Below are 16,489 nucleotides of genomic sequence, written 5' to 3'. Positions count from 1 at the left end.
CCCTCGGAAGGAACGAGCATGGACAAGAACGACATGATCCTGGTCAGCGTCGACGACCACATCATCGAACCGCCCGATATGTTCGCCAACCACCTCCCCAAGAAGTACGTGGACGAGGCACCGCGCCTGGTGCATATGGACAACGGCGCGGACATGTGGAGATTCCGCGACCGCGTCATTCCCAATGTCGCACTCAACGCAGTGGCCGGACGGCCGAAAGAGGAGTACGGCCTCGAACCCGAAGGCCTCGACGAAATTCGACCAGGTTGTTATGACGTGCACGAACGCGTCAAGGACATGAATGCGGGCGGCGTTCTGGCGCAGATGAACTTCCCGTCGTTCCCCGGATTCGCCGCGCGCCTCTTCGCGACAGAGGATTCGGAGTTCTCGCTCGCACTGGTACGAGCCTACAACGACTGGCATCTCGAAGAGTGGTGCGGCGCGTACCCCGGTCGGTTCATCCCGATGGGCCTGCCGGTGATCTGGGATGCCGAACTGTGCGCTCAGGAGGTTCGTCGGCTAGCAAAGAAGGGCGTGCATTCCCTCACCTTCACCGAAAACCCGGCTGCACTCGGATACCCGAGTTTTCACGACGAGTACTGGAATCCATTGTGGAAGGCGCTCGTCGACACCGACACGGTGCTGTCGATCCACATCGGATCCTCGGGCAAGCTCTCGATTCCGTCGACGGACTCTCCGCCGGATGTGATGATCACGCTCCAGCCGATGAACATCGTGAACGCCGCCGCGGATCTTCTGTGGTCGCGGCCGGTGAAGGAATACAAGGACCTCAAGATCGCGCTGTCCGAGGGTGGTACGGGCTGGATTCCGTATTTCCTCGAACGCGTGGACCGCACCTTCGAGATGCATTCGACGTGGACGCTGCAGGATTTCGAGGGCAAGCTCCCGAGCGAGGTGTTCCGGGAGCATTTCCTCACGTGTTTCATCAGCGACCCGCTCGGTGTGAAGCTTCGTCACGACATCGGAATCGACAATATCGCGTGGGAAATGGACTATCCGCACAGCGATTCGATGTGGCCGGGTGCACCCGAGGAGCTGAGCGGTGTCTTCACCGACGAGCACGTGCCCGACGGGGAGATCGACAAGATGACCCACCTGAACGCGATGCGCTGGTATTCGTTCGACCCCTTCGCACATGTCCCCCGTGAGCAGGCAACTGTCGGAGCACTGCGCGCTGCAGCGGCGGGTCACGATGTGAGCATCCGTGCGCTGAGCCACCACCAGACGAGCGCCGAGGAAAAGCTGGCGGCCTGGGAGCAGCAGATCAGCGCCGCCTCCCAGATGCAGCGATCGAGCTGAGCTCACCTCACCGGACCGTCAGGAGCATCCGTTGGACGTACCGTTCACGTGGAAGGTCACCGGCTGGTTCGTCATCGGCTGGTCGGAAGAGTTCGAGTCGGGACGCAGCAGAGCCCTCCGGTACTTCGGAGAAGACCTCGTCGCATACCGGGACGACTCGGACGAACTGCACGTCATGACCGGCCACTGTCGGCATCTCGGCGCACACCTCGGGCACGGCGGGAAAGTCGTGGGTGACTGCATCGAGTGCCCGTTCCACGGGTGGCGATGGGGACCGGACGGCACCAACCGGTACATCCCCTACGACCCCGACCGTCCCAACAAGGCATTGAAGCTGCGGGTCTACCCGATTCAGGAACAGCACGGAATCGTCTACATGTGGCATCAGCCCGACGGAAAGCCCCCGCAGTGGGAACTGCCCGACCCGTTCACGAAGTTCCCTGAGATCACAACCGGGCCCGACAGCTACTACCGCATCTATCCGGAATTCTCACGCCGCGCCGAATACGAACCGGTGCACCCGCAGATCGTGGCCGAGAACGGGCCCGACAGCGCACATTTCCGGTATGTGCACGGCGCGAGCGTGACGCCGGTGTCGCTCGGGTGGGAGGCCGTCGACAACGAATGGCGGTTCCTCACCGGCTGGCCGGACACCACCAGCGACGACCCCGACAAGATGGCTCTTCGTATCCACAGCCACTTCTCAGGACTCGGGTACGCCATGAGTGCATTCGAGGGCACCCAAAACTATCGGCTGATCTTTGCCTGCACACCCGTCGACGACGGACATTCCGATCTCTTCTATTCGATCTGGTGGCCGCGCAACGACGGGGACACATCAGAGGTTCCGCCGCCGGCCGTGCAGGAGAAGGTCGAACGCAGATTCCTTCACACCGTCTTCGAAGATCTCAGCATCTGGCGCTATCAGATCTACATCGAGAATCCCCCGCTCGGTCGTGTCGACGCCAAGCCGTACATGGCGATGCGCCGGTGGGCGAAGCAGTTCTACGAGGTACCGGCTGAGAGCAACGTCGAGGAGCCGGTGTGAGCGCACCGCCGCTGGCCGAGCTCGTGGATCCGGATCGCACAGCGATCGTCACCCAGGAGTTGCAGGGCGCGGTCGTCGGTCCGGATTCCGGAATGCCGGCACTCGCGCAGGAAGCGGGACGTCACGCTCTTCCCAATATCGCCCGGCTCCTGCCTGCGGGGCGACAAGCCGATGTTCGGATCGTGCACTGCCTCGTCCACCGCCGCGAGGACAACCAGGGATCGAACCACAACGCAAGACTGTTCGCGTTCGGGCGCCGCACGACGTCGATGGCCCCTGGAAGTCCGGGAGCAGCCCTTCTGCCGCAATTCGGTCCTGCCCGATCGGATCTGGTGTTGACCCGGATGCACGGTCTCGGTCCGATGGGAGGTACGGATCTCGATGCTGTCCTCCGCAATCTCGGCGTCGACACGATCGTGGCGGTCGGGGTGTCGTTGAACGTCGCGATCCCCAACCTGGTTATGGACGCGGTGAACAAATCGTATCGGGTGGTGGTCCCCCGCGACGCCGTCGCGGGGATCCCCGCCGATTACGGCACCGCGATGATCGACCACACCCTGAGTGTGCTGGCCACCGTCACCACGACCGACGACATCCTCGCCGCGTGGGGACGATGACCTGCGTGGTGCAGGTCCGACGCTCCAAGCGAGTACCCGTCTTGATCATCCGCCTACTCTCCGATTCTCACTCGTCAATGCAATCGGGCCTTCTCCCACCACAGAACCGATCCAGCCGAGGTCGACACCGGCGTCCTTCGCGGCTGCGTCACACGCGGCAACGTCCTTGCGCAGGAACGGAGACGCAACCTCGGAGAATGCTTCGACGCCACCGATCTTCCGGATCGAGGCGAGCGCATGACTGCTGCCACTACTCAACGACACAGCGTCGAGCAGTTCCGTGTGTCCGATTCCGAGCCGATCGCCGAGTTCCACTGCCGCTGCCGCAAGTTGCGCGTTCGCAGCAAAGAGAAGATTGTTGACCAGTTTCAGATTCAACGCAGTGCCGAACTCCCCGGTCCTGATCACCGGATCGGCATAGGCACTGACCACGGGTTCCACCCGGTCCAGCACGTTCTCGTCGCCGCCCAACAGGACGGTCAACGTTCCGGCCGCGATGTCGTCGGCCGAACCGCTCACCGGCGCATCGACAAGCACTGGTCCGCTCGGATGATCGGCGCGGATCTTCGCGAGTGTGCCGACGGTGCCCGTGGTGTGCGATACGACGATCGACGTCTCCTTCGCGTTCTCCATGAAACCGTCGGGGCCGCCGGCCAGGTCGATCAGTTGCTCATCCGAGAACAGGCAGACCAACAGGATGTCGGCTTGTCGTGCCACGTCGGCCACCGAGTCGGCGAGGTATGCGCCCGCGCTCCCGAGACGCATGCGTACCTCCTCGCGGCGGGCGTAGAGGCGGACGTCGTATCCGGCGACGAGAAGTCGGCGGACCATGGGTTCACCCATCTGTCCGGCCCCGAGGAATCCGATGACTTCGGGCATGGCGATACTCATCCTTTCCAGGGCACGGACTTCACATAGCCGCCGGCATCGATCCTCAGCTGGGTTCCGGTGATGAAACGCGACGCGTCGCTCGCGAGGAAGAGCACGGCCTCGGACACGTCGCGCGGTTCGATGTACGGAACACGCATCGCCTGCATGGCCGGAAACGCCATCTCCGCCTCCTCCCGGGTCGGGTGCTCGAGGTCGGGCCTGAACACCCGGTACATGCCCTCGTTGTGGAGCATGTCGGTGTTCACATTCGTCGGGTGCACCGCATTGATTCGGATGTCCTTCTTCGCCAACTGCACTGCGAGGTCGTTGACGTAACGTGCCACCATCTGTTTCGCGAGGCTGTACGCCGAACCGCCCGGCCCCTGATTGGTGGCGCTACCCAACTGTGCGGCCAGAGAGCCGGTCGCGATGATCGACGCGCCATTGCCGAGATGGGGAATGCTGCCCTGCACCACGTTGAATACGCCGGCCAGGTCGGTATCGATGGTGTCGGACCAGGATTGCAGCGTCTGCCCGTCGCCCATCGGGCAGATTCCCGCGTTGGCAACGACGATGTCGAGCCGTCCGAGATCATTCACTCCCTCGGCAATCGCGTGCCACACGTCGCGTCGTTCCCGCACATCGGCGACCACGGGGTGAACACGGACTCCTTCCTTCTCGACGAGACGTGCGGTCTCGTCGAGATCCTCTCGGCGCGCCAGGGGGTATGTGTTGCCGTCGAGGTCTGCGCAAAGGTCGAGAGCGATGATGCTTGCGCCGTCCGCGGCCAGGTGGACCGCGTGAGATCTTCCCTGTCCGCGGGCTGCTCCCGAGACCAGTGCAACCTTGTTGTCCAGCTTGCCCATCCGTATGCCTTTCGTAGCCGTATGATCAGCTCCCGCGCGGCAGCCTGCCTGCGACAGTTTTCGTTTCGAGATACTGATCGAAACCTTCTATCCCGCACTGCCTTCCGATACCGCTGTTCTTGTATCCACCGAACGGCGCGTCGGCCCCGTAGAACATTCCACCGTTGACGCCGACAGCTCCGGTACGCACGCGCCGGGCAAGTGCCATTCCTCGTTCGGCGGTGTCCGACATGACTGCGCCGGCAAGACCGAAGCGACTGTCGTTGGCGAGCCGTACGGCTTCGTCGTCGTCCGCGAACGGGATCAGTATCGCGACCGGACCGAACACCTCGTCCTGGGCGATGGCGGCGCTGTTGTCGACTCCGGTGACGAGGGTGGGCGCGACGAAGTGGCCTCCCCGCAGGTGCTCGGCCAGACCGTCGACCTCACCACCGCCGGTGAGGAATCGCGCACCGTCTGCGCGTGCCTGATCGAGCATGCCGAGCACCTTCTGTTTCTGGGCGGCGCTGATGAGTGGCCCCACGAACGTTCCCGGATCCACCGGGTCGCCGACCGGAATCTGCTGGTACGCCTCGGCCGCACCTGCCGCCAAGTCGTCGAACAAAGACTTGTGCACGAGGATTCGCGTATTGACTGCGCAGGCCTGCCCCGCGTGGGAACACGCGCCGATCGTCGCCATGACAGCCTTCGACAGATCGGCGCCGTCGGTCACGATGAGAGCGGATTTACCGCCGAGCTCGAGAAACGTCCGCTTCATCGTCGCGGCTGCTCGCTGCATCAGAATGCGCCCGACGGCGGTCGATCCGGTGAACGAGATGAGATCGACCCGGGGATCGTCCACGAGTAGACCTGCAACGTCATTGTCGGGTGTGGTCACCACATTGAATACGCCAGGGGGAATATCGGTCTTCTCCGCTACTAGCCGACCCAGACGAGCCGCGTTCCACGGTGTATTCGGATCAGGCTTGAGAATCACAGTATTGCCCGCAGCCAGGGCGGGTCCGATCTTGTTGAGGATCACTTCGATCGGGTAGTTCGACGGCGTGATGGCTGCGACCACTCCGGCGGCTTCCTTGACAACGGTGCGCACATTGCGCGGGCCGAACAGGCCCCCACCGTCGAGGGTCCGCTCCCATTCGAAGGTGTCGATCAGCGACGCAGGGTAACGGAGCGAATCAGTCAGTGGCCAGTCCAGCTGTGCGTCGGAGGTGGCCATCACCGGGCATCCCACCTCCGCGACGAGTTCGGCACGCAGGTCTTCCTTCTCGGATTCGATCGCGGTCTGCAGCTGTTCGAGGCAGTGCCGCCGCAGACCGCGGTCGGTCGACCAGGAAGTCTCGTCGAATGCACGTCGGGCAGCGCCGATCGCCCGTTCCATGTCCGGTGCGCTCGCCGCGGCAGCATCTCCGAGTACGAGCCCGGTGGCAGGACTGAGATTTCGATAGGTCGCACCGCCTGTCGCTTCGGTCAGCGCTCCGTCGATGAACAGACGGGTTTCTGCTCGGTGCGCGACGCGACGGCCCAATTCCACACTTGTCGCGGTCGCGAGGCTGTCAGCGACTCCACTCATACATCCTCCTCGACCCACAGACCGGATGACTAACTGTAATCAATACAGTAATGTCTTGGGAAGCTGTGCAGCCGACTTTCCGCAAGAAGGGAACGCCGATGTCCGATCTCCTCAACGGTGTCACTGTGGTGGAACTTGCTTCCTGGACCTATGTTCCGAGTGCCGGTGTCGTTCTCCGGGATTGGGGGGCCGATGTCATCAAGATCGAAGACACCCACGGCGGCGACCCCTGTCGTTACCTGACTGTCGGTGGCCTCGACCCCGCGGAGTCGCGCGTGAAGGCGAACTTCATGATGGAAATCGGCAACCACGGAAAACGCAGCATCGCGATCGACATCAAGACACCCGAGGGCCGTGAGATCTTTGCCAAGCTCATCGCCAAGGCCGATGTCTTGTTGACGAACTGGCTTCCCGGCGCGCTCGAACGCGCCGACCTGTCGGTGGACACCCTCCGCGCGTACAATCCGAAGCTGATCATCGCGCGTGGCAGCGGCCAGGGTCCCCTCGGCCCCGACCGCGACAAAGGCGGATTCGATGCCTCCGGATATACCGCTCGCGCAGGCGTTGCTTATGCACTCACCCCGGACGGCCAGGAGTTCCCGTTCGCCCAGGGCCCCGCATTCGGCGACTTGCAGGGCGGCAGCACCCTTGCCGGTGGCATCGTCGCCGCCCTGTTCCATCGAGAACGGACCGGAGTTGCACGCACGGTCGACGGATCTCTTCTGGCCCAAGGAATGTGGGCCGTGGCGCCGGACATCTGCGCTGCCGACTACTACGGCATCGACCGCATCCCTGCCTACGCGCCGGGCGAAGCACCGAATCCCGTCGTGAATCGGTACAAGACCCGCGACGACCGGTGGCTCCAACTCGTCTTCCTGCAAGCAGACCGCTACTGGAAGGGATTCTGCGAGCGGATCGGACATCCCGAACTCTCGGACGACGAGAGATTCACCCCGCTGGCCAATCTCATAGCCAACAAAGACGATGCCACCGCCATTCTGCGCAAGATCTTCGCCGAGCGCGATCTCGCAGAATGGCAGGAGATCCTCGCCGACGAGCCCGGCGTATGGGCGCCGCTCGCAACACCGGCGGAAGCACTCACCGACGCGCAGGCCGTCGCAAACGGGTATCTGATGACAGTCGCCGACGACGACGGCGAATTGTTCAAGACGGTCTCCGCCCCGATCCAGTTCGACGAGACGCCCCCGAAACCGGGGCGCTCACCCGAGCACGGGGAACACACCGACCAGATCCTCGAGGAGCTGGGGATGAGCTGGGACGACATCATCGCCGCGAAGGTCTCCGGCGCCGTTCTGTAAACCCCTTACACACAACTCCGGCCGGACCATACTGGTCCGGCCGGATTTCGCGTCGCGACGATTCAGCTCTTCACCGGCGCGTACACCGGCCGACCCAAGCCCAGCATGTACTGGCCGATCATGTTGCGGAACACTTCCAGTGTGCCGCCGTATATTCCACACAGAGGAGCCCACCGGTACAGGTACTCACTCGCGCCGTCGTCGATTGCCCCGTCGGTCTCCACCGGCAACACGGATGCGGGGCCCAGGATGTCCATCAACTCGGGGGCGACATCGCGCATCGTCTGGGCGATCGCCACGCGGCCGTACATGTTCGATGTACTGAGCGCCACCTCGATCCGGGCGACGGCCTTGCCCAGACGGTGTGCGACGGACTCGTCGTCGATGCGTCGCCGCCCGTCTGCCCCGGGGCGCTCGACGATGGTCGCGACCTTGTCGACAGCGGTACCCATGAACATGCCCTGATGCTGGAGGATCGCGATGTCGTCGAGACCGTCGGCGTCCGCCGCGACCACACCGTGCTCAGCGTCGAGCGGGCCGCGCAGAACGGCCCAGCCCCCGTTCACTTCTCCGAGCCGATACCTGTCGGGAATCCGCACCTCGTTGTAATAGACGATGTTGGTGCGATCGCCGTCGACGGTCCGCAGGCCCTGTATCTCGATACCCGGCGTATCCAGCGGGACCAGGAACATCGTCAGGCTCTTGTGCTTCTTCTCCGCGTTCGGATCGGTGTTCGTGATCAGGAAGACATACCGGCAATTGTGCGCGCCGGTGGTGAACATCTTCGAACCGTTGATCACCCACTCGTTGCCGTCGCGCACCGCCCGGGTCTTGCAGGTCGCGATATCCGAGCCGCCCTCGGGCTCCGTGTAGCCGAGGCACATACGCACGTGACCGCTGAAGACTCCGGGCATCACTTCTTCACACAGTTCCGGGGAGCCGTATGCCTCGACGGAATGCGCGACCAGGATGGTGGTTCCCCATGTCACCCACGGAACATGAGAACGTCGACGCTCGAGAGCCCACAGGCGACTTTCGACCCGCGAGAAGCCGCCCTCGTCCGCCTTGCGGTATTCGCGTTCCAGATAGCCGGCTTCGCCCATTGCGAGGTGGACACCCTCATCGAAGTTGTCGCCCGTTTCGCGATCACGTCGCCGGACTTCGTCGGTGACATGCTTGTCGAGAAATGTGCGGATCTCATCGAGAAACGCCTGTTCGTCGCCCGTCAGCTCAACCCGTGAAAAATCCATGGTCCCCTCCTCTACACCGCGACCGGAGCCGCATGAGCACTCGCCGACCGCTTCGCCGCCACGATCCGAGCAACGTGTCGGGCGGTGTCGGCCGGATCTCCGCCCGCCAGCGACCAGCCCCGCGCCCGCACCAGATACGAACTTGCCGCGGCCTCGGTGGATACTCCGAGACCGCCTTGAACATGTACCGACATCGTTGCTGCGCGCGACGCCTCGTCGGCCATGAAAACGAATGCGGCTCCGGCAAGCTCGGGGCGCACCTCCGGCTCGTTGTCGAGGAACCACGCTGCCTTGCGTGCCAGCGCCCGGCCACCCTCGACCGTGATCGCCATATTCGCCAAGGGGTGAGAGATGCCCTGCAGCGACGAGATGGGAACTCCCAGTGTGTAGCGCGACTTGGCGAACTCGGCCGCGATACGCATGGACTGCTCCACCAACCCGACGAGAGCCGAGGCCGTCAGCAGACGCCATTCGGCGAGAGCTCGATCGAATTCTTCGAGGGCAGCGGGCCCGCATGCAAGAGGGGTCCTGCGAGTTGCCTCGGCGGGGTCGACCCACGCCATCGGAAGCTTCCCGAGATTCTCGACCCGGTCCGGAGCGGGGTCGAACGTGAGAAGCACGATGTCGTCGCCGTCGCGGACGATGAGATCGTCGGCGACCGACGCGGTGGGTATCAATCGCGGGCCGGACAAGGCGCCGAGGTGCGGGTCGAGCCCGACGATTCGCTTCCCCGATGCGATCGCACCGAGGTCCTGGACGTCCAGACGCGCCAACAGACGTGCGGCACAGACGTGGTCGATCCACGGCACGGGTGCCAAGTACCGGCCTACTTCCTCGGCGACCAGCGTCAGATCGACCAGGGTCGCTCCGTCGCCACCTGCGTCCTCTGGAAGGGCCATCGTCGTGGCACCGGTCGAACAGAGCCGTTCCCAGAGCACGCGATCGAGCCCGTCGATTTCGGCTGCGTGCACCGTATCGATCGTGCAATGGGTCTCGAAGAACCTCGCATACGCGTTCTGCAGATCCAGTTGGTCCTCGCTCAGGCTGTAGTCCTCGCGCCGTAGCTCGTACCGATCCATCTCTACTCCTCTGTGTCTTGTCGAGATCAGGCTCGTGCCGAGATCAGGTGAGGGGCTCCCGGTCGCCGAAGAAGAATTCCTCCGCGTTGTTGAACAGGTAGTTGTCGAGCACGACCTCGGGTAGATCGAGCTCGAGCGCTTCGGGAACGATCCTGCGCTGCGTAAGAACCGGCCAGTCGGATGCGAAGATCACTTTGTTCTGTCCTCGTGTCCGCATGAAGTGCAGCAGATTCTCCGGCAGCCGCTTCGGCGACCACGCCGATGTCATGAGCCTCAGGTTCGGGAATCTGATCAGCATTCGGATTGCGACGTCCCACCACGGGTCCGCTCCGTGGATCATGCAGAGTTTCAGTTCCGGGAAGCGCACGCACACCTTGTCGAGATGTATGGGGTTCTGTGCTTCAGCGGGGAGCGGCGGGCCCGGGATCCCGGTGTTCACGCACAGCGGCAGGCCCATTTCGGCACACTTCGTGTACAGCGGGTAGTAGACCGCGTCGCTGGGCGGGTAGTCACCGTCGCCCCAGAAACTCGGTCCGATCGCGGCGTAGCTGACCGGCAGGCCCTGTGTTACCGCGGTGAGTTCGCGCAACATCCCGATCGGCCGGAGCAGACTGCCGACCCCCATCGCCAGGGAAAACCGTTCCGGGTGGGCCTCGGCGAATTTCCGGGCGGTCACGCGTGGCGTGACCAGGGAGTCCATCAAGATCGCCTTCTGGACGCCCATCTCGTCCATCTCGTCGAGCAGTTGCGACATGTCGACGGCCTCGAACATCGACTTCGGTCCCTTGAAATAATTGTCGCGGACCGCGGTCATCCACTTCGGTTGCGTCTCCGTCTCCCCGAAGTGGACGTTGACCAGACAGTCGATGACCTTGCGCGGCATATGAACTCCGTTCATGCGGAAGTGTGGACGATCGCGCGATAACCGCTCCTACTGTATACCTATCGGTATGATATACCGCAATATCTGACCAGGTGGCCCGCACGCCACCATTGCCAGTGCCAGCAACCCGAGGACGGACCGTGCAGAGAGCAATCGCCCCAGAGATATCGACTTGGCCCGACGACCGACCACAACTCCTCGCGAGCACGTGCGACGACTGCGGCGCTACGGTTTTCCCCGTGCAGCCGCTGTGCCCCCGATGCAGCCGCGATCAGATGACGGACGTCGCGCTGCCACGCACGGGGACACTCGTCGCCTGGACCACGCAGGGCTTCCTTCCGGGCGCGCCGTATCTCGGCGACGAGACTCCTGAGACATTCGTGCCGTTCGGCGTCGGACTCGTGCAGTTGGGCGACGTGGTCCGAGTGGAGGGGCGGCTCACCCAGAACAGCCCGGCGGTCCTCGAGTTCGGCATGGAGGTGGAACTGACGATGATTCCGCTCGGACACGACGAGAACGGCGACGAAGTCCTCACTTTCGCGTTCCGGCCGATCGATCCGAAGGGAGTATCGCAATGAACGAGGTAGCCATCATCGGAGTCGGGATGCATCCCTTCGGGCGATTCGACAAGACAGCGATGGAGATGGGCACCGATGCCGTCCGCGCAGCCCTCTCCGATGCCGGTCTCGAATGGAAAGACATTCAGTTCGCCGTCGGTGGCAGCTGGGAGGTCGCGAATCCCGACGCGATCGTGGGCCTGATGGGACTCACCGGGATCCCCTTCACCAACGTCTTCAACGCCTGCGCCACGGCGGCAAGCGCCACCGAGGCATGCGCGGATGCGATCCGGCTCGGCAAGTACGACATCGGCATCGCCATCGGACTCGACAAGCACCCCCGCGGCGCCTTCACCGTCGACCCCACCCTGGTCGGGATGCCCTCCTGGTACGGCGAGAACGGACAGTACCTCACCACACAGTTCTTCGGGATGAAGGCGAACCGGTACCTGCACGATCACGACATCTCCGTGCGTACCCTGGCGAAGGTCGCCGCGAAGAACTATCGGAACGGTGTGGACAACCCGAACGCGTTTCGGAGAAAGCCGATATCGGAGCAGCAGATCCTGGATTCTCCGATGCTCAATTACCCGCTCACGCACTACATGTTCTGCGCACCGGACGAGGGTGCAGCCGCGGTGATCATGTGCCGGGCAGACATCGCCCACCGTTTCACTTCGAAGCCGATCTATGTGCGTTCGGTGGAAGTGCGCACGCGGACCTACGGCGCGTACGAGGTCAACACCACCTATGCGCCCGTCGAGGAAGTCCCGTCGCCGTCGGTGTTCGCCTCTCGCGCTGCCTTCGAAGCCGCTGGGATCGCGCCGCAGGACGTCGGCGTTGTCCAACTCCAGGACACCGACGCCGGTGCTGAGGTGATCCACATGGCAGAAGCCGGCTTCTGCGCCGACGGCGACCAGGAGAAGCTCATCGCTGACGGCGCCACGGAGATCGGTGGAAGCCTCCCGGTCAACACCGACGGCGGACTGATCGCCAACGGCGAACCCATCGGCGCCTCCGGCCTTCGACAGCTGCACGAACTCGTTCTCCAGTTGCGCGGCGACGCAGGCCCACGTCAGGTTCCGGGCAGACCGACTGCAGGATTCGCCCTGCTCTACGGTGCTCCGGGCACCGCCGGCGCGACCGTCGTGTCCACATAGGCAGTGTCCACATAGGCCGTGTCCGCTTAGACGCGATCACACCTCACAGCGGGAGTAGACAGAAACAACCTTCCGGGAAGGTTGTTTCTGTCTACTCGCCCTGTGATCACTGTCCGCGTCGCTACCGCCGGGTGCGAACCCTGACCGGCACGTGGTCATACCCCGCCACGTTCTGCATGCTCACGCGGGTGCAGTTATCGAAGTCGACGTCGAACTCCGGCATGAAATCGAGTAGACGGCCGAGAGCAAGGGCGCTTTCCATCCGCGCGAGCGCTGCCCCGAGGCAACTGTGGATTCCCAGGCCGAAAGCGAGACTCGGCGGCCCTGAACGATCGCGCTCGATGTCGAACACGTCGGCGTCCTCGAACGCAGCTGGGTCGCGGTTCGCCGATCCCAGCAGCAGGAACACCGGCTTGCCTGCGGGAATGGTGACCCCGTGCAGTTCGACATCGCGCATCGAATACCGCACGTTGTACTGATTCGGCGACTCGAAACGCAGCAGTTCTTCGACCGCATCCGGAATCAAGGAGCGGTCCTCGCGCAGCTGGGCCCACTGGTCCGGATGTCGAGCAAACGTCACCGGCGCCCCACCTATCAGCTTGGCGACCGTCTCCGCTCCGGCTCCGCCGAGCAGCGACGCGAACATCGCGATCTCCATCGTGGTCAACTGCGGAGGCTGATCGTCGTCGCGTTCGATCTCGGCCGCGATGAGCTTGCTGATCATGTCGTCCTGGGGATTCTCACGACGTTCTTTGACGAGCCCATAGTAGAAGCGCATCACTTCGACGACGGCGTCGGTTCCGGCCTCGCTCATCTCGATCTGACCGATCTCGCGGTGCAGCGACGTATCGGTCCACAGACGCAACTGAGTCCGGTACTCCTGTGGGACACCGAGCATCTCCGAGATGATCTCCATCGGGAAGTATGCCGAGAAGTCCTGGACCATATCGAAACCCGCGGGATCCACACGGTCGAGAAAGCGGACGATCTGCGCGTCGACCATCTCACGCAGGTCGTTGATCGCACGAGGAGTGAACACCTTGCTCACGAGACGTCGCATGTGCCGGTGTTCGGGCGGGTCGAGGACGATGATGGACTTGAACGAGGAGATCTCGCCCTTGCGAACGGTGGCAAGATCGAGCCCCCGCGCCGACGAATAGGTGTCGAAATCTCGGTACGCCGGGGCGACGTCCTCGTACCGGCTCAGCGCATAGAAGTCGTATTCTTCGCTGTAGTAGACGGGGGCCTCGTCGCGCATCCGGGCGTAGGTGTCGTACGGACCGTCGAAGAACTCCTGCGAGAACGGGTCGAAGACGAGCTTCGTGTGGGTCACTGAATCCTCCTGTGGGAACTCACGTCAGGTCCGGTTCCGGGACGTGGAAGTGCTCGTCACGTAGACGGAATGCGTCCTTCGTCCCGTGCTGGGCGCGTGTCTTCACGAAATTGAACTCGCCGGAGGCGAACTGGAGATTGGTGCCGAATGCGTGGAAGAGGTAGCTCGCGACCTCCTCGCCCTGGTACGCCTGACTCTGTTCGACCAGACGGAATGCTTCCTTGGCGATGACGACCCCGTCGGCAGGCATCTTCGCGGCCTTCTCCGCCCAGTACCGTGCGCGTGCCGTCACATGTGCGGCCTCGCAGGTTTCCGTGAATACACCGCGATGCTCGACCGACTCCGCGGTCACGATGTCACCGGTGAGGAGCAATTGTCGCGCCAGGACCGGGCCGAGGCGATGGAAGAACATGTGCAGGCTCCCGAGCGCCGGACCGAGGAAGCGTGTCGCAGGCATGCCGATTCGCGTATCGCGCGCGATGACCGAGATGTCTGTCATCAGGGCCATCTCGAATCCGCCGCCCAGCGCGAATCCGCTGATCTCACCGACCGTGACCTTCGGGAAGCCCAGGAACTCGTGATAGAAGCCGAAGGTCTTGCGGTCCACCGTCAAGCGGCGCCGTTGACTCGGCCTGCGCTTCTCGGACATCGGAGTATCACCATTGCCGTCGCCGTACCAACCGTAGGCGTTGTTCATGTTTGCACCCGTGCTGAACACGCCTTCGGCTCCCCGTAGCAGCACGACGGTGATGTCGTCGTCGTCGACAACGATGTCCAGATACCGCGCGAGGTCGTCGCGCATCGCCTGGTCGTAGGAGTTCCGCTGCGCCGGATTGTTCAATGTGACGGTTGCGATTCGGGTATCGCGATCGATGTCGAACAGCACTCTGCCGTCGGACGCACTGGCCTCGGTCATCTGACAATCCTTCCGAATAGTGTGTTCCTGCGGCGAGATACGGTCGGATGCCGCGTCATCGGCGACAGCCGAAACCCGTGGTCTCCAGGTGATCGATCTGCTTCGCAACCGAGTCGAGTTCGGCGACACACAACACCTCGCCCTCCCGGATGAGACGTGCTTCGGACACGAGGCCTCGCTCGGTGGTCCGGCGGACGACATCGAAATCCAACGTGGTGAGCAACGGAGTGGGTCGCCGGTAACGGATGCTGAGCAAGCGCGTCTTACCCGCGACGCCGACCTCGCAATTGTGTTGCTGGATTACGCAGTCGAAGAACACTGCGAGAAATCCACCGTGGACGAGACCGGGTGGCCCCTCATACACCACGGGGAAATTCACCGTACCGGACGCGGTGTCGGTGTCGAACGTCCGCAGTTCGTATTCGGGAAAGGTCGGGTTGAACGCGCCGATGTCGATGGCATGGTCGAGGTAGATACGCCGCTCGCCGCTGAGGTCGTCGGCGCGGCGGAGCCGAGAACTGGCCGGCACGGCCGCTGCCAGAATCTGCTCCCACTCCGCGAAGCGGGTGAGCATCTCGTCGACCACGTCGTGTTCGTGTTCGAGCGACAGCAGCAACCCGGTGAGCCTGCGGAGTGACGCCGCAGCTTGTTGCGTCTGCGGCAGGGGTGCCTCGCCGAACCGCCCCGGAACATAGCGTCCGCCCGGGTGGGATGTCGGCTCCACCTCATTGCTGGTCATTGCGTCTCTTTCGGCCGACCCGGTTCCGTCGGCCCGGGTTCCTTGCTAACTTGTGTAGAACGCAACGGTACTACATACCGTATACGTAACAGTATAGGTTGTGAGGGGTGGTTGCCACGGTGAGGAACGAAGACGGTTCGCCCGGAAGATCCGGTGAAGTGCGCGTCGAACACGACGGGCAGATCCTGCGACTCACCCTCGATCGCGTCGACTCACTCAACTCGCTGAACCCCGCGATGGTGCAGACTCTCATCCGCGAACTCACCGAGGCGGCACACGATGATTCGCTCCGCGCGGTGCACATCACCGGTGCCGGCCCGAACTTCTGCGGCGGCGCCGACTGGGTCGCGACGAACCGGAAGAATGCGCCCCGACCGCGCGCCGGGAATCTGGTGCGCCGTGTCCCTCACCAGGCTCACCGCATCGTCGAGCTGGTCCACGACCTTCACCTACCCGTGGTCTGCACTGTCCGCGGGTGGGCCGTTGGGCTGGGCTGCAACCTCGCGTTCGCAGCCGACTTCACGGTCGCAGCCGACGACGCGGTGTTCTGGGAACCGTTCATCACGCGCGGGTTCAGCCCCGACTCGGGCGCCACCTGGCTCATCCCTCGACTCGCCGGAACGGCGAGGGCAAAGCAGATGCTGTTGCTCGGCGAGAAGATCGGCGCATCCGACGCGTGCGACTGGGGCCTCATCTACCGCTCGACTCCGGGAGCCGACCTCGACGCTGCCACATCCGAACTGTTGAATCGGCTCGCGTCCGGCCCCACCGTTGCCCTCGGCCTCGCCAAGCAGGCCATCAACCGCAGTCACACGACGTCGTTGACCGACGCCATGAACCAGGAGCTCTACTCGCTGGAGTTGGCGTGTCGTACCGATGATTTCAAAGAGGGACTACGCGCGTTCAAGGAGCGCTCCGAACCCGAATTCCGTGGCCGATAGCCCACAGCCGACCTGATCGAG

Annotated in this window: 16 protein-coding genes; 7 read left to right on the top strand and 9 right to left on the bottom strand. The window is 63.4% G+C overall.

Translation table 11 applies throughout. From position 1 onward, the window contains the following. Positions 1-18 precede the first annotated feature (18 nt). Genes MWU77_RS13550 through MWU77_RS13540 form a run of 3 tightly spaced genes read left to right on the top strand, consistent with a single transcriptional unit; the run spans position 19 to position 2,985 of the window. Positions 19-1,320, top strand: coding sequence for an amidohydrolase family protein (locus tag MWU77_RS13550; protein ID WP_169689556.1), 1,302 nt, complete (start codon positions 19-21; stop codon positions 1,318-1,320). A 31-nt stretch (positions 1,321-1,351) separates the two neighbouring features. Next, positions 1,352-2,368 (top strand): Rieske 2Fe-2S domain-containing protein, encoded by a 1,017-nt coding sequence (locus tag MWU77_RS13545; RefSeq protein ID WP_169689555.1) that lies wholly within the window; start codon positions 1,352-1,354, stop codon positions 2,366-2,368. Next, positions 2,365-2,985, top strand: a complete 621-nt coding sequence (locus MWU77_RS13540; RefSeq protein WP_247273944.1) for a cysteine hydrolase — start codon at positions 2,365-2,367, stop codon at positions 2,983-2,985. The genes MWU77_RS13545 and MWU77_RS13540 overlap by 4 nt, the downstream gene beginning before the upstream one ends. A gap of 45 nt (positions 2,986-3,030) precedes the next feature. On the opposite strand, the gene MWU77_RS13535 is transcribed toward MWU77_RS13540, so the two are convergent. Genes MWU77_RS13535 through MWU77_RS13525 form a run of 3 tightly spaced genes read right to left on the bottom strand, consistent with a single transcriptional unit; the run spans position 3,031 to position 6,291 of the window. Continuing rightward, a complete protein-coding gene (locus MWU77_RS13535) occupies positions 3,031-3,864 on the bottom strand; it encodes an NAD(P)-dependent oxidoreductase (protein WP_169689554.1) in 834 nt (277 codons plus the stop codon). 8 nt (positions 3,865-3,872) lie between these two features. Then, positions 3,873-4,721 (bottom strand): mycofactocin-coupled SDR family oxidoreductase, encoded by an 849-nt coding sequence (locus MWU77_RS13530; RefSeq protein WP_247273943.1) that lies wholly within the window; start codon positions 4,719-4,721, stop codon positions 3,873-3,875. 25 nt (positions 4,722-4,746) lie between these two features. Next, positions 4,747-6,291, bottom strand: coding sequence for an aldehyde dehydrogenase family protein (locus MWU77_RS13525; protein WP_247273942.1), 1,545 nt, complete (start codon positions 6,289-6,291; stop codon positions 4,747-4,749). Between the two features lie 98 nt (positions 6,292-6,389). On the opposite strand from MWU77_RS13525, the gene MWU77_RS13520 reads away from it, so the two are divergent. Then, positions 6,390-7,610: a CaiB/BaiF CoA-transferase family protein gene (locus MWU77_RS13520; RefSeq protein ID WP_247273941.1), complete on the top strand. Its 1,221-nt coding sequence runs from the start codon at positions 6,390-6,392 to the stop codon at positions 7,608-7,610. 62 nt (positions 7,611-7,672) lie between these two features. Here MWU77_RS13520 and MWU77_RS13515 read toward each other — a convergent pair whose 3' ends face one another. Genes MWU77_RS13515 through MWU77_RS13505 form a run of 3 tightly spaced genes read right to left on the bottom strand, consistent with a single transcriptional unit; the run spans position 7,673 to position 10,822 of the window. Further along, the gene (locus tag MWU77_RS13515) at positions 7,673-8,860 is read right to left on the bottom strand and encodes an acyl-CoA dehydrogenase family protein (RefSeq protein WP_247273940.1); all 1,188 of its coding nucleotides are present in this window, start codon (positions 8,858-8,860) and stop codon (positions 7,673-7,675) included. Between the two features lie 11 nt (positions 8,861-8,871). Beyond that, entirely contained in the window at positions 8,872-9,939 is a 1,068-nt protein-coding gene (locus MWU77_RS13510; protein WP_169689550.1) for an acyl-CoA dehydrogenase family protein, read from the bottom strand. Positions 9,940-9,982: 43 nt separating this feature from the next. Continuing rightward, on the bottom strand, positions 9,983-10,822 hold the full coding sequence (locus MWU77_RS13505; RefSeq protein ID WP_169689654.1) for an amidohydrolase family protein: 840 nt from the start codon (positions 10,820-10,822) through the stop codon (positions 9,983-9,985). A 140-nt stretch (positions 10,823-10,962) separates the two neighbouring features. Between MWU77_RS13505 and MWU77_RS13500 the strand changes: the two genes are divergently transcribed. Together MWU77_RS13500 and MWU77_RS13495 are read left to right on the top strand one after the other, a co-directional pair. After that, positions 10,963-11,400, top strand: coding sequence for an OB-fold domain-containing protein (locus MWU77_RS13500; protein ID WP_169689549.1), 438 nt, complete (start codon positions 10,963-10,965; stop codon positions 11,398-11,400). Further along, on the top strand, positions 11,397-12,539 hold the full coding sequence (locus tag MWU77_RS13495) for a thiolase family protein (RefSeq protein ID WP_169689548.1): 1,143 nt from the start codon (positions 11,397-11,399) through the stop codon (positions 12,537-12,539). Before MWU77_RS13500 ends, MWU77_RS13495 begins: the two co-directional genes overlap by 4 nt. Before the next feature lie 121 nt (positions 12,540-12,660). On the opposite strand, the gene MWU77_RS13490 is transcribed toward MWU77_RS13495, so the two are convergent. Genes MWU77_RS13490 through MWU77_RS13480 form a run of 3 tightly spaced genes read right to left on the bottom strand, consistent with a single transcriptional unit; the run spans position 12,661 to position 15,527 of the window. Continuing rightward, entirely contained in the window at positions 12,661-13,872 is a 1,212-nt protein-coding gene (locus tag MWU77_RS13490; protein ID WP_247273939.1) for a cytochrome P450, read from the bottom strand. Between the two features lie 19 nt (positions 13,873-13,891). Next, positions 13,892-14,788: an enoyl-CoA hydratase/isomerase family protein gene (locus tag MWU77_RS13485; RefSeq protein ID WP_247273938.1), complete on the bottom strand. Its 897-nt coding sequence runs from the start codon at positions 14,786-14,788 to the stop codon at positions 13,892-13,894. Positions 14,789-14,843: 55 nt separating this feature from the next. Beyond that, positions 14,844-15,527, bottom strand: a complete 684-nt coding sequence (locus MWU77_RS13480) for a hypothetical protein (RefSeq protein ID WP_247273937.1) — start codon at positions 15,525-15,527, stop codon at positions 14,844-14,846. A 119-nt stretch (positions 15,528-15,646) separates the two neighbouring features. Between MWU77_RS13480 and MWU77_RS13475 the strand changes: the two genes are divergently transcribed. Beyond that, on the top strand, positions 15,647-16,468 hold the full coding sequence (locus tag MWU77_RS13475) for an enoyl-CoA hydratase/isomerase family protein (protein ID WP_247273936.1): 822 nt from the start codon (positions 15,647-15,649) through the stop codon (positions 16,466-16,468). Positions 16,469-16,489: the final 21 nt, after the last annotated feature.

Source organism: Rhodococcus sp. F64268, from assembly GCF_023015605.1.
GTDB lineage: Bacteria > Actinomycetota > Actinomycetes > Mycobacteriales > Mycobacteriaceae > Rhodococcus.
The sequence above is the reverse complement of the archived record's forward strand: the minus strand, read 5'-3'. Positions and strand labels throughout refer to the sequence as shown.